The following is a 12924-nucleotide window of genomic DNA, read 5'->3' as shown; positions in this document are numbered from 1 at the left end:
GCCCGCCGGAGCGGGACATGGAATGGACGGCGGCCGGCGTCGAAGGCGCCTGGCGCTTTGCCCAGCGCCTGTGGCGTCTCGCGGCCCAATGGCTGGAAACCTTCCCGGCGCTGAAGAATCCCAAGGGGGCCATGCCGGGGAGCTTCCCCGAGGCCGCCCTGGCGCTGCGCCGCGCCAGCCACAAGGCTATTGCCGGCGTTTCCGAGGATATCGAGAAGTTCCGCTTCAACCGGGCGGTCGCCAAGCTCTACGAATTCGCCAATTGCCTGGGCGAGGTCGAGGACAAGACGGCCGCCGACGCGGCCGGCCTCTATGCCCGCAAGGAAGCGCTGGAGACCCTCTCGCAGCTGATCGGTCCGATGATGCCGCATCTGGCGGAAGAAATGTGGGCGTCTTTGGGGCACGGGACCCTTCTGGCCGAGACCGCTTGGCCGGAAGCCGATCCCGTGCTTATCATCGACGACCATGCTACCGTCGCCATCCAGGTCAATGGCAAGCTGCGCGCAACCATCCAATTGCCGCGCAATTGCGACCCCAAGACGGCGGAAGCCGCGGCTTTGGCCGAAGATGCGGTGATCCGCGCCCTAGAGGGCAAGGCGCCGAAGAAAATTGTCGTGGTGCCGAACAGGATCGTCAATGTCGTGGTCTAGAAGAGAAATCCTCCGCTTTGGCCTGACCGGTCTTACGTTGCTGACCGGCGGGTCGCTGCTGACGGCCTGCGGCTGGAAGCCGCTTTACGGCCAGTCGAGTGTCACGCCGAGCGGCAACGCCACGGTCGACGCCAATCTAGCCGCAATCGCCATCAAGGAACCCGTCTGGGAGCGCGATGCCGCCCCCTTTGGCCCGGAGAGCGTAGCCAGCCGCGCCAAATATGACGCGCGCACCGGGCAGATCCTGCACAATGCCTTGCGCGACGGGCTCAACCCCTATGGCCAGCCGAGCGCGCCCGCTTATTCCCTCGACATTGAACTTTCCGAATCCATCAACCGCACCATCACGGCGGATGAGGGCGATGCGCGCCGCGAGGATCTGACCCTGAAGGCCAATTTCGCGTTGCGCGACCTCAAGGGCAACGAGCTCTTGAAGGAAAAGACGCGCTCGGTCGTCGCCTATACCGTGCTGCAGGATCCCTACAACGATCTTGAAGCCCGCAACGACGCAAGAGACCGCACCGCGCGGCAATTGGCCGAGCTGATCAAGCTGCGCCTCTCGGCCTATTTCGCGACGCATGGCTGAGCCGCAAGCTGGCTTCACATCATGAAGCTGGATAAGCAGCCGCTCGAGAAATTCCTGAAGGAGCCCGCGGCCAATGTCGCCGCGGCGCTGGTCTTCGGCCCCGACGAGGGCATGGTGCATGAACGCGCCATGATGATGAGCCGTGCCATCCTCGGAGATGGCGACGACCCCTTTCGCCTGAGCGAACTGACCGGCGACGAGATCAAGGCGGACCCGGCACGTCTCATCGACGAAGCACGGGCCATCGCCATGATGGGCGGCAGGCGCGTGGTGCGCGTCACGCGCGTGACCGATGCGGTCGAGCCGGCCTTTGCCGCCCTCCTCGCCGATCACAAGAACAGCAGCGGCTGCCTCGTCGTCATCGAGGCCGGCGATATCGGCGGCAAGTCATCACTGAAGCGCCTGTTCGAAAACGCGCCGCATGCGGCGGCCATCGCCTGCTACCGCGACGAGGCAACGGCCCTGCCCGGCCTCATCACGCAGCATCTCAAAGCCGCCGGGATCGAGATCGAGCGCGATGCGCTCTCTTATCTTGCCGCCAATCTCGGCGGCGATCGCGGCATCACCCGGGCCGAGCTCGACAAGCTCGTACTTTACATGGGACCTGAGAAGAAGGTCGCACTGGCCGATGCCATCGCCTGCATCGGCGACCAGGCCGCAATCGGCCAGGACGATCTCTGCCAGGCGATCGGGCTTGGCGATCTCAAGAGCCTGGAGCGCCAGCTGGAGCGCAATCTCGCGGAAACCAACGAAATCTCGCTGCTGCGCGCGGTGGCGCGTCATTTCATGCGCCTTCACCAGGTGGCCGGCCGCATGGCGCGCGGCGAGCAGCTGGAAAGCGCCATGGCGGGTCTCCGTCCACCGGTCTTCTGGAAAGCCATCGACGGCTTCAAGGCGCAATGCCGCCGCTGGCCGGTGGAGAATATCGGCAATGCCCTGCTGCGCCTGGGCGAGATCGAAGCCGAAGCCATGCGCCAGCATCAATTCGCCGACACCCTCACCCGCCGCGGCCTGATGGAAATCGCCGTGATGGCGGGGAAGCGGTAACAGCGCCCTCTATCTATCTATCCCTCCCGCGCGCGGGCGAAGGGGCTTAGGCCCAGCCAGGTCTGCATCATGCGGGCGAGATCGCGGTCGCCGCTGGCGTCGAAACGGCCGGCGGCGATTTCGGCCGCCACGGTGGTGAAGCCCATCCAGATCGAGGTCATGCTCTTCAGCGGCGTCTCGACATAAAGGTCGACCTCGAAGCCGGGATCGGTCTGGCAGAGATCGACATGGCCGTTCTCGACCACCAGCCACCAATCGCGCCGGTTGGACAGTTCCGGGTAATTGAACTGGATGACGCAACGCCGCGCCGGCATCGGCTTGGGATTGAGGTGGCGGCGCATGTCCCACATGAGCAGGGAGGGGTCGAGATTCTTCAGTGATTTCTGGGTGTCGACCCAGCGCGTGCCCCAGAAGCCCAGCGACATGACCAGGCCCCGGAGATCCTCGCCGGCGGGCGTCAAGGCATAGCCATGACCGCCGCTGGTGATCAACCCCGCCTGCTCCATCTCCTTCAACCGCTTGGACAGCAAGGTCGGCGAGATACGCGGAACGCCGCGCTTGAGGTCGTTGAAATGCCGGCTGCCGCACAGCAGCTCACGCAGGATGAGGGGCGTCCAGCGGGTGCAGAACACCTCGGCAGCCATCGCCACCGGGCAGAACTGGCCATAACCCGGTTCTGGCCTTGCCTCGTGGCTGCGCCCTTCCAACAGGGGTTTCTCGTGTTGCAACCGTTCAATCGCCTGCATGCCCATTGCCGATCTCCGCTCTGGGGGCCCGGTCATATACCGGTCCGCCGGTTCATCTCAGAGCATCCGTCATATCCCCGATACAGATTCTGAAGCGTCTACCGATCGGTAGACGCGGATGCGATTTCGTTCGGGTACCAAACGGACCAATCGCCCCGACTGGCATTGCCCGACTGGCATTGGTTGACTGGCATTGGTTGGTTTCGGCGGCTGGTCTCGGCCTGCACATGGCCGCGCGTAAGCGGCGGTACCGCCGCCAATACACATCCTGGACTAGTGGCTCGGCGGCCAGAAGCGCATTGAAGCGCCCAGGGATGGAATAGCGAGTGATGCAACACGCAACTTAAGAAAAGTTAGATGGAGGAGATGCAGCGATGACACCGATCCAGACCAGCCAGGCTGCCGCAAGCGCCGATACGACAGTCCTCACGACCGATATCGTGACCCGCGCCCGCGCCTTGGGCCCCGGCTTCGCCGCCCGCGCCCGGGCCACTGACGACAACGACGCTTTCGTCGCCGAGAATTTCGCCGAACTGAAACAAGCGGGCCTCACCGAGGCCGGCGTGCCCAGCGACCTTGGCGGCGGCGGCGCCAGCATCGCTGAGCTTTGCGCCATGCTGCGCGAGATGGCGCATCATTGCAGCTCGACCGCTTTGGCCTTTGCCATGCACACGCATCAGGTGGCCATTCCCGCCTGGCGCTGGACGCGGCAGCAGGCGGCCCCCGTGGCGCCCTTGCTCAAGCGCGTCGCCGCCGAGAAGCTGGTGCTGCTCTCCAGCGGCGGCTCCGATTGGGTGGCCGGTTCCGGCAAGGCGGAGAAGGTCGAGGGCGGCTTCCGCATCACAGCACGCAAGGCCTTCACCTCGGCCTCGCCCATCGGCGACATCCTGATGACGGGCGCCGTGTGGGAAGATGCGCCCGAAGGCCCCAGCGTGCTCCATTTCGGCATTCCGATGAAATCGCCGCATGTGAAAGTGCTCGGCAATTGGAAGTCGCTGGGCATGCGCGGCACCGGCTCCCATGACGTAATGATCGACGGCCATGTGGTGCCCGAGGAAGCTGTGGCGCTGAAGCGCCGCCAAGGCGAATGGCATCCTCTCTTCCACATCATCAGCATGGTCGCCTTCCCGATCATCTACGCGGCCTATCTCGGTGTCGCCGAAGCGGCGCGTGAGAAGGCCGTCGCAATGGCGATGAAGCGGCACCTGAGCACGCATGTGACGGACCTGGTCGGGCGCATGGATACCGAGCTGCGCGCCGCGCAATGGGCGCATGCCGAAATGGTCCGCATCGCCGAGACGGCGGCGCCGGGTGCCGCCACGACCAATGAGATCATGATCGGCCGCACCCTCGTCGCCCGCCATGCGATCGCGGCGGTTGACCTTGCGCTGGAAGCGGCAGGCGGTGCCGCCTTCTATCGCGACAATGGCCTCGAGCGCCTCTTCCGCGACATCCAGGGCGCCAGGTTCCATCCCCTGCAGCAAGGTCCGCAGGCAACCTATGCCGGCAAGATCGCATTAGGCCAGGACATCGCGACGGTGTTTTAAGGAGGAGTTAGAGAAAGGGGGTTTGCCAGCGCTAACTTTCCCGCGCGAACATCTCCCTCTCTCCCACTCGTGCCGGTCGCTTGCGTCGACTCAAGCGATGGAGGCTGATGGCGGATGCTTCGCCGCCTCCTCATCGCGCTCTGCCTCTGCGCCGCCTTCCCGGCTTTCGCCAACGTCATCACGGACGGCCGTTACGAATGGCCGGTGCTGAGTGTCGTCGATGGCGACACGCTGAAGGTGCATCTGCCCGGCCTGCCGATGGAATTGCAGCCGGTGAAAGTGCGCGTGCGCGGCATCGACACGCCGGAGCTCAAGGGCAAATGCGCCTCGGAAAAGAAGATGGCGCAGGCGGCGAGCAGCTTCACGGGACGGCTGGTCGATGCAGCACGTGTTGCCGGCCGGCCGATCTATTTCTCACGCATCGACTGGGATAAATATGGCGGCCGCATCGATGCCGATGTCGCCATCGACGGCCGGTCGCTGGGCGACATGCTGGTCGGCGCCGGATTGGCGCGCCGCTATGACGGCGGCAAAAGATTGGGATGGTGTTGAGGTTTGCTTCAGCCGGTCCCGCCCTGGCCCCCCACCCTAGCCCAGCTTCGCGATAATCCCGTCGAGTTGGTCGAGGCTCTTATAGTGCAAGGTGACGCTGCCGCCCTTGCCGTTGAAGTCGATTTCGACCTTGAGGCCCAGCTTCATCGAGAGATCGTTTTCAAGCGCCTTGGTGTCGGCGTCCTTTTCCTTGGGCGCCTTTTTGGCCTTCAACGTCTTCAGCAGCGATTTGGGCTTGTAGTTCTCGGCCAGGCGCTCGGTCTGGCGCACGTTCAAGCCCTGCGCCACGACCTCCGAGGCGAGGCTCACCGGGTCTGAGCATTTGAGGAGGGCGCGCGCATGGCCCGCGGTGAGGCGGCCATCGGAAAGCATCGAGCGGACGGCGCCGGGGAGGTCCATCAGGCGCAGCAGATTGGCGATGGCGGAGCGTGACTTGCCCATCCGCTCAGCTAGTTCCTCCTGCGTGTATTTGAATTCGTCCATCAGGCGGCGATAGCCTTCCGCTTCTTCGAGCGGGTTGAGGTCCTGGCGCTGGATGTTTTCGATGAGTGCGATCTCGAGCGCGTCGCGGTCGGTGAGCGACTTCTCAACGATCGGCACCTCGTGGAGCTGCGCCAACTGTGCCGCGCGCCAGCGGCGTTCGCCGGCGATGATCTCGAACTCGCCCTTGGGACGGGTGGGGTGCGGGCGCACCAGAATGGGCTGCAGCACGCCGTTGCTGCGGATGGATTGCGCGAGATCTTCCATCGCCTGAGGATTGAAGGTGCCGCGCGGCTGGTACTTGCCGGGATGCAGCAACTCGATCCGCACATGGCGCTGCCCGGCAACAGGTGCTGCCACCGGCTCGGCCGACGTCGCCGCCACCACCGCCGCATCATTCCCCAACAATGCCGACAGCCCGCGCCCCAGATGTTTCTTCGCCATGATCGTTTTCTTCTTCGTCGGCTTAAAGTCTTCAGTCACTTCCCTCACCGCGACCCTCTCCCCAAAGGGGCGAGGGGCTAAATGCAAGGGCTCGTTCGAAACTCCCTCGCCCCTTTGGGGAGAGGGTCGCGGTGAGGGGTACTTACGCCACCTTCAGCGAGCGACCCTGCAAGCCCTGCTCGCGGCGCAGCAATTCGGAGGCGAGGTGGATATAGGCCTGCGAGCCCGCGCAGCGGATGTCGTAGAGAAGTGCCGGCTTGCCGTAAGACGGCGCCTCGGCGATGCGGACGTTGCGCGGGATCGCAGTCTCGTAGACCTTGGGCCCGAAATGCGCGCGCACATCGGCCGCCACCTGCTCGTTGAGGCTGGAGCGCTTGTCGTACATGGTCAGCACCACGCCCTGGATCTCCAGCACCGGATTGAGGCTCTGCTTCACGCGCTCGATCGTCTTGATCAGCTGCGAGAGACCCTCCAGCGCATAGAATTCGCATTGCAGCGGCACCAGCACGCAATCGGCCGCGACCATCGCATTCAAGGTGAGGAGCGAGAGCGAGGGCGGGCAATCGATGAGGACGAAATCGTAGGCCAAGGTCGCCGCCGCCAGGGCGTCCTTGAGGCGGTATTCGCGCCGCTCGAGATCGATGAGCTCGATTTCGGCGCCGGCCAGGTCCGGCGTCGTCGGCACGATCGACATGTTGGGAACGATGGTCGGCTGCGTCGCCTCGCCGATGGCAGCGCCATCGATCAGCACTTCATAAGAGCCGGTTTCACGCTGGACCTGCTCCAATCCCAGACCGGTCGAGGCATTGCCCTGGGGATCGAGGTCGATTATTAGGACTTTCTTCCCACAAGCGGCCAGGGCCGTCGCCAGATTGACGGTGGTCGTGGTCTTGCCCACCCCGCCCTTCTGGTTGACGACAGCCATGATGCGGGGATGCATGGAAGGGCGCTCGCTGTTCACTTATGTCCCCGCTGGATGTTGGAAAGCCTCAGGATGACGCCGCTCGGGTCCGTGAGACTCCCGTGCCGCTCAACCGCCATATTCCAGGAGGCACCAGCCGCGGTCAATTCATCTTCGGCCTTTGCACCCTTGAGGAACAGGCAGATTGTCTGCGCCATCAGATAGGGCTCGGCCCAGGCCAGCAGCTGGTCGAGACTGGCCAAGGCGCGCGCCGTGATGATCGGCGCCGGCCAAGCTTGCGCAGCTTCGATCCTCGTGGTGTGGACCTTGACCCGGTCAAGGACGCCGGTCTGGCGCGCGCATTCGAGGAGGAAGGCCCCCTTGCGCTGGTCGGAATCGACGAGGTGCACCGCGCGCTCGGTCATGATGGCGAGGATGAGGCCGGGAAAACCGGCCCCGGACCCCAGATCCGTGATCGGATCGTTGCCGGGCGGCAGCAGCGGCAGGAGCTGGGCGGAATCCAGGAAATGCCGTCGCCACAGATCCTGGAGGCTGTCCTTGGCCACCAGATTGATCTTCGCCTGCCACTTCCGCAGCAAGGCGTCATAGGTCTCCAGCCTGGAAAATGTTTCACGTGAAACATTTTGCCCGAGACGGCTCATTTCAGCGCTGAACTGGGCGGGGGTCATCGCAGCGGTTTCAAGCGCTCTGCCGCTCCGCCCGCTGGCGCCGGACATGGCGCAGCAGGATGGTCAGTGCCGCCGGGGTGATGCCGGAGATGCGCTGGGCGGCGCCCAAAGAGGCGGGCCGGGCTTTCTTGAGTTTCTCGCGCACTTCGGCCGAGAGCGAGGGGATGAGCTCGTAGTCGAGATCCTCGGGCAGCAGCAGCGCCTCGTCCTTCCTGAAGGCGACGATGTCGGCGTCCTGGCGTTTCAAATACCCAGCATAGCGGCCGTCGATCTCGATCTGCTCGGCGATTTCCGGGGCGAAGCCGCCGATCTCCGGCCAGATCGCGGTGAGGCGGGCGAGGTCGATCTCGGGGTAAGCCAGCAGCCCCATCGCCGTCCGGCGCTGGCCGTCCTGGTTGATGGTAAGGCCGTGGCCCTTGAGTTCATTGGGGGTGGCCGAGAGGTCCTGCATCCGCGCCCGCGCCGTCTCCAGCGCCGCCATCTTGGCGGAAAAGGCCGTTTCGCGGGCCTTTCCCACACATCCCCAGGCGATCCCCAGGGCGGTCAACCGCTGGTCGGCATTGTCCTGGCGGAGCTGCAGCCGGTATTCGGCGCGGCTGGTGAACATGCGGTAGGGCTCGGCCGTTCCACGTGAAACAAGGTCGTCGATCATGACGCCGATATAAGCGGTGGCCCTGTCCAGGGTGACCCCCTCCCCCGCCCCACCCACCAGGCGCGCGGCATTCAGCCCCGCCATCAGCCCCTGCGCCGCCGCTTCCTCATAACCCGTGGTGCCGTTGATCTGGCCGGCCAGGAACAGGCCGGGCAGCGCCCGCAGCTCCAGGCTGGGCTTGAGGGCGCGGGGATCGACGAAATCATATTCGATGGCATAGCCCGGGCGCAGCATGACCGCGTGTTCCAGGCCGGCGATGGTCTTCAGGAGTGCTGCCTGCACATCGGCCGGGAGCGAGGTCGAAATGCCGTTGGGATAGACGGTGTCGTCGTCCAACCCCTCCGGCTCCAGGAAGATCTGGTGGCGGTCCTTGTCGGCAAAGCGCACCACCTTGTCCTCGATCGAGGGACAATAGCGCGGGCCCGTCCCTTCGATCTGGCCCGAATAGATGGGCGCACGGTGCAGGTTGCCGCGAATAAGCGCGTGCCCGGCCTCAGATGTATAGGTGATGCCGCAGGCGATCTGCGGGGTGGTGATCGCGCCCGTGAGATACGACATCGGCACCGGCGGATTGTCGCCGGGCTGGGAATCCAGCGATTTCCAGTCGATGGTACGGCCATCGAGGCGCGGTGGGGTCCCGGTCTTCAACCGCCCCATGGGCAGGTTGAGCCGGTGCAGGGTCTCGGCCAGTTTCACCGAAGGCTGCTCATCCACCCTTCCCGCCGGAATCCGCTCCTCACCGCAATGGATGAGGCCGTTGAGGAAGGTGCCGGTGGTGAGCACGACGGCGCCGCAGGCGATGCGATGCCCGGCCTCGGTGATGACGGCGGCCACGCGGCCATCCTGGCCGATCTCCAGATCGGCGGCGGCGCCGGCCGCTATGGTGAGGTTCGGCTGTTCGGCGAGCAGTGCCTGCACCGCCTGGCGGTAGAGCTTGCGGTCGGCCTGGGCGCGGGGGCCGCGCACGGCCGGGCCCTTGGATTGGTTGAGCATGCGGAACTGGATGCCGCCGCGGTCGATGGCCCGGGCCATGATCCCATCCAGCGCATCGATCTCGCGCACCAGATGGCCCTTGGCCAGGCCGCCGATGGCCGGGTTGCAGGACATCTCGCCGATCTTCGCCGGATCGTGGGTCAGCAACAGGGTGCGGGCGCCCAGGCGCGCGGAGGCGGCAGCCGCTTCCGTCCCGGCATGGCCGCCACCCACGACAACGACATCGAATTTCAGTTCAGCGTTCATGTTTCACGTGAAACAATTTCATATTTGCCATTTATTTCAATGGCTTGGTTGTTTTCACTTGCCGATGCAAAATTCCCGAAAGATCAAATCGAGAACATCATCGACTTCCACCCGGCCGGTAATCCGGCCCAGGGCCTGGACCGCCAGCCGCAGATCCTCGGCCTTCAATTCCACCACCGGCGCCTCGAGCCCGCGCCGCAGGGCCCCCAGGCACCGTTCCAGCGCCGACCGGTGCCGCAACCGGGTGAGAACCGGTTGGCTGCCGGGGTTGAGATAGGCGGCGGCCTTGCCGGTCAGCTGTGCCACCAGCGCGTCGAGCCCCAGCCCGGTCTTGGCCGACACCCGCAGCAAGGCCCGCCCGGCGATGTCCGGTGTCTCATATTTCGTCAATTCGGCCTTGTTCAATACGACAATCGCCTCGGCGTCAATCTGCGCGGCAACGCTTGCGTCAAAATCGGGCCAGGTGGCGCCGTCGAAGACCATGAGCTTCAGATCGGCATATTCGGCGCGTTTGAGCGCCCGCTTCACGCCTTCCTGCTCGATCTCGTCCGCGCTGTCGCGCAGGCCCGCCGTATCGGCGATGAGGACCGGATAGCCGCCGAGGTCGAGCTTCACCTCGATGACGTCGCGCGTGGTGCCGGCGCGCGCCGAGACGATCGCCGCATCGCGCCCGGCAAGGCGGTTGAGCAGCGAGGACTTCCCCACATTGGGCGAGCCGATGATGGCGACCGACAAACCTTCGCGCAGCATCTCGCCGCGGTGATTGTCAGCGAGATGCCGCTCGATGCTGTCGGCCAGCACGCGCATGGTCTCGTCGACCATGGTCATCAGCCCTTCGGGCAGGTCCTCGTCGGGAAAATCGATCGCCGCCTCGATGCGCGCGAGCGCTGAAATCAGAGGTCCGCGCCAGCTTTCATAAAGCGCCGACAATTCGCCTTCGGCCTGGCGCAGGGCCTGGCGTCGCTGCGCCTCCGTCTCCGCGGCGATGAGATCAGCGAGGCCCTCGATCTCCAGAAGATCGAGCTTGCCGTGATCAAAGGCACGCCGCGTGAACTCGCCGGGCTCAGCCAGACGCAGGCCGAGCGCGCTCAACGCTTTCGCGACAGCCGCGATGATCGCGGGCCCGCCATGAATGTGGAGTTCAACGACATCCTCGCCGGTGAAGCTCTGCGGGCCTTTGAAATAAAGGACAAGCGCGTCGTCGAGGGGGATGCGCCCCTCACCCCCCGCCCTCTCCCCGCTATCGCGGGGCGAGGGAGCCTCGGCCGAGCTTGTCCCAGAGCCCCTCGCCCCGCTTGCGGGGAGAGGGGTTGGGGTGAGGGGATTCTCTTGCGCGAACAACCGCCGCTTCACAGCCATGCGCGGCGCGGGCAGATCCGTACCCGTCAGCGACCGTAACACCTCGCCGGCATGGGGGCCGGAGAGGCGGAAGATGGCTACGCCGGATTTTCCGGAAGCCGTCGCCAGGGCATAGATGGTGTCGTTCATCGCTCCGCTTTGATGCGGCGGTCTTCGGGCAGCTTGTCTTCGGGCTGCAGCATCAGCCGCTCGACGCGCTCGCCCTTGATGAGGTGGCGCTGGATGATCTCCTCGGCGTCCTCGACCGAGTGATAGCTGTACCAGATACCTTCGGGATAGATCACCATGGTCGGCCCGAGCTCGCAGCGGTCGAGGCAACCCGACTGGTTGACGCGGATGTTCTCAAGGCCCAGTTCCTTGGCGCGCGCCTTCATGTAGTTGCGCAAGGCCTCGGCCCCGCGCGACTTGCAGCAGCCGCGCTTGTGCCCGGCGGGCCGTTCGTTGACGCAACAGAAGACATGGGTTTCGAAATAGGGCGCCGGATCGCCTGGCTGGTTATGATGGGGCTGGTTATGATGGGGCGTGCTGTGGTCGCTCAATTTACTTGCCGCCCTCTTTCGTGCTGCCTTGTCCGCCGAAGGCGTTCCAGAACATCTTCTGCATCTGCTCGATGCCGGCGGCCCCGGCCGGCATCCAGGTTTTGAGCAAGGTCTCGGCATCGGTCCCCTTCATGGCGGAAACGACCCGGTCCTGCATTTCCTTCATCACCGCCGCCTGCATCGGCGCCACATCGGGAAGACCGAAAAAGGCGCGCGCCTCCTCCGGCGTGCAGTCGACGTCGACATGGATTTTCATAGGCGAACTCCTGCGGCGATTGGAACGCGAAACCCATAAGTACAAGAACCCATAAGTACAAGAACTGGGGGCGACACTAGCCGAAGCACGGCATTTACAAAAGCGTAGCGGAACAAAAGTGTCGCCCCGGCCTGAGCACCCTTGGGTGGAGGCCGGGGTTCGTGCTAGACGGAAATATGACCGGCTTCATCAATTACCTCGATCTCGCCCCCGACCCCAGACTTCTGCATGTGAAGGAAATCTGGGAACGGCTCGGTGCCGGCGGGAAGCTCCCGGCCTATAGCCCGGCGATCCTCAGCCAGTTTCCGGAAAGGCCGGAACAGGCCAGCCTCATCGAAGTGCGGCGCGAGAAAGGCCGGGTCCGCTATTTTGTGCTGAAAGACGGCCCGGGCGTCGTCGCCGCGGTCGGCATCGACAGCAGCGGCACCTATCTCGATGCCCAGAGCGATACGCCGGAATTCAACACCATCCTGATCAGCGATTACGATGGCGTTGTGAAATCCCGCCTGCCCCGCCTCTATGCCGAGGAACACCATCTCGACGGTCGCGCCCGCAAGATCGCCGGCATCCAGCTGCCTTTTGCCGCCGACGGAGAAACCGTCGACTGGGTCGTGGAATATGTGATCCCGATCGAAGATTAGGATTTTTGGCCTAGCCGTTCGTCCCGTCCGGGGAAATGGCGGCACCCTGGCGCGCCGGATCGAGGTCTTCCATCACCACCAGGCGTTCGACCCGCGATCCCGCCCCGTAGGGCAGGACGACGAATTCGGAGTAGTAAATCCCGCCGTCATCCGACTGCCAGCGATACCAGCCCAGAAGCGGCTGCCCGCTCAGCGCCACCCGGCGGTAACTATCGGCGATCTGCTCACGCTCGGGAAAATCCGCGTTGCGCACCAGGACACCCGTATAGTTGCGGCTGAAGAAGTCGCGAAAACCGGTTCCGACCAGGCGAAAGCGCGGCTGTTCCGGGTCGCCCACGTCAACCACCACCAGATCGGTGAGGAAGCGTTTCAAGACAATGGGGTCGATCGCTTCCAATCCGGGCAAGACGGCGCCGGCCCGGCTTTCCTGCCACAAGTCGAAAAGAGCCCGCAAACGCCCGGAACGCAATTCGGTGGCATTTGAATAGAAGGACTCTAGTACTTGTGGCTGGTTGACTTCGCCGTTCATCACGTCACCAACGATTGAGACCTGGGAGATAGTCCACCCGAAGGCGCTGCGCCATTAGCCTTCCGTA

Annotated in this window: 15 protein-coding genes; 6 read left to right on the top strand and 9 right to left on the bottom strand. The window is 64.5% G+C overall.

Annotation, left to right across the window (positions count from 1 at the left end; all coding sequences use genetic code 11):
* From ACE3OA_RS11460 to holA, 3 genes are all read left to right on the top strand, one after another.
* A partial coding sequence (locus tag ACE3OA_RS11460) for a class I tRNA ligase family protein (protein ID WP_374310888.1) occupies positions 1–650 on the top strand: 650 nt, incomplete at its 5' end.
* A complete protein-coding gene (gene lptE, locus ACE3OA_RS11455; RefSeq protein ID WP_374310887.1) occupies positions 637–1236 on the top strand; it encodes an LPS assembly lipoprotein LptE in 600 nt (199 codons plus the stop codon). The genes ACE3OA_RS11460 and lptE, both read left to right, overlap by 14 nt.
* A 21-nt stretch (positions 1237–1257) precedes the next feature.
* Positions 1258–2283 carry a DNA polymerase III subunit delta gene (holA, locus tag ACE3OA_RS11450; RefSeq protein WP_374310886.1) on the top strand — a complete coding sequence of 342 codons (1026 nt, stop codon included), beginning with the start codon at positions 1258–1260 and terminating at the stop codon, positions 2281–2283.
* Between the two features lie 17 nt (positions 2284–2300).
* On the opposite strand, the gene ACE3OA_RS11445 is transcribed toward holA, so the two are convergent.
* Complete coding sequence (locus tag ACE3OA_RS11445) at positions 2301–3035, bottom strand: winged helix-turn-helix transcriptional regulator (RefSeq protein WP_374310885.1); 735 nt, start codon at positions 3033–3035, stop codon at positions 2301–2303.
* A gap of 368 nt (positions 3036–3403) precedes the next feature.
* On the opposite strand from ACE3OA_RS11445, the gene ACE3OA_RS11440 reads away from it, so the two are divergent.
* Entirely contained in the window at positions 3404–4576 is a 1173-nt protein-coding gene (locus ACE3OA_RS11440; RefSeq protein WP_374310884.1) for an acyl-CoA dehydrogenase family protein, read from the top strand.
* A gap of 114 nt (positions 4577–4690) precedes the next feature.
* The gene (locus ACE3OA_RS11435) at positions 4691–5128 is read left to right on the top strand and encodes a thermonuclease family protein (RefSeq protein ID WP_374310883.1); all 438 of its coding nucleotides are present in this window, start codon (positions 4691–4693) and stop codon (positions 5126–5128) included.
* A 36-nt stretch (positions 5129–5164) separates the two neighbouring features.
* On the opposite strand, the gene ACE3OA_RS11430 is transcribed toward ACE3OA_RS11435, so the two are convergent.
* From ACE3OA_RS11430 to ACE3OA_RS11400, 7 genes are all read right to left on the bottom strand, one after another.
* Positions 5165–6052: a ParB/RepB/Spo0J family partition protein gene (locus ACE3OA_RS11430; protein ID WP_374310882.1), complete on the bottom strand. Its 888-nt coding sequence runs from the start codon at positions 6050–6052 to the stop codon at positions 5165–5167.
* Positions 6053–6194: 142 nt separating this feature from the next.
* Positions 6195–6992: a ParA family protein gene (locus ACE3OA_RS11425; protein ID WP_374310881.1), complete on the bottom strand. Its 798-nt coding sequence runs from the start codon at positions 6990–6992 to the stop codon at positions 6195–6197.
* Between the two features lie 17 nt (positions 6993–7009).
* Positions 7010–7642, bottom strand: a complete 633-nt coding sequence (gene rsmG / locus ACE3OA_RS11420) for a 16S rRNA (guanine(527)-N(7))-methyltransferase RsmG (protein ID WP_374310880.1) — start codon at positions 7640–7642, stop codon at positions 7010–7012.
* A gap of 10 nt (positions 7643–7652) precedes the next feature.
* A complete protein-coding gene (mnmG, locus tag ACE3OA_RS11415) occupies positions 7653–9533 on the bottom strand; it encodes a tRNA uridine-5-carboxymethylaminomethyl(34) synthesis enzyme MnmG (protein WP_374310879.1) in 1881 nt (626 codons plus the stop codon).
* 54 nt (positions 9534–9587) lie between these two features.
* Positions 9588–11021 (bottom strand): tRNA uridine-5-carboxymethylaminomethyl(34) synthesis GTPase MnmE, encoded by a 1434-nt coding sequence (mnmE, locus tag ACE3OA_RS11410; RefSeq protein ID WP_374310878.1) that lies wholly within the window; start codon positions 11019–11021, stop codon positions 9588–9590.
* The gene (locus ACE3OA_RS11405) at positions 11018–11431 is read right to left on the bottom strand and encodes a ferredoxin (protein ID WP_374310877.1); all 414 of its coding nucleotides are present in this window, start codon (positions 11429–11431) and stop codon (positions 11018–11020) included. The genes mnmE and ACE3OA_RS11405 overlap by 4 nt, the downstream gene beginning before the upstream one ends.
* A gap of 1 nt (position 11432) precedes the next feature.
* Positions 11433–11687: a DUF6489 family protein gene (locus tag ACE3OA_RS11400; RefSeq protein ID WP_374310876.1), complete on the bottom strand. Its 255-nt coding sequence runs from the start codon at positions 11685–11687 to the stop codon at positions 11433–11435.
* Between the two features lie 176 nt (positions 11688–11863).
* On the opposite strand from ACE3OA_RS11400, the gene ACE3OA_RS11395 reads away from it, so the two are divergent.
* Positions 11864–12328, top strand: coding sequence for a hypothetical protein (locus ACE3OA_RS11395; protein WP_374310875.1), 465 nt, complete (start codon positions 11864–11866; stop codon positions 12326–12328).
* Positions 12329–12338: 10 nt separating this feature from the next.
* Here the strand turns inward: ACE3OA_RS11395 and ACE3OA_RS11390 are convergent, their stop codons facing one another.
* Positions 12339–12857: a PAS domain-containing protein gene (locus ACE3OA_RS11390; protein WP_374310874.1), complete on the bottom strand. Its 519-nt coding sequence runs from the start codon at positions 12855–12857 to the stop codon at positions 12339–12341.
* Between the last annotated feature and the right edge of the window lie 67 nt (positions 12858–12924).

This window comes from Dongia sp. (assembly GCF_041906375.1).
Classification (GTDB): Bacteria; Pseudomonadota; Alphaproteobacteria; order Dongiales; family Dongiaceae; genus Dongia.
The sequence above is the reverse complement of the archived record's forward strand: the minus strand, read 5'-3'. Positions and strand labels throughout refer to the sequence as shown.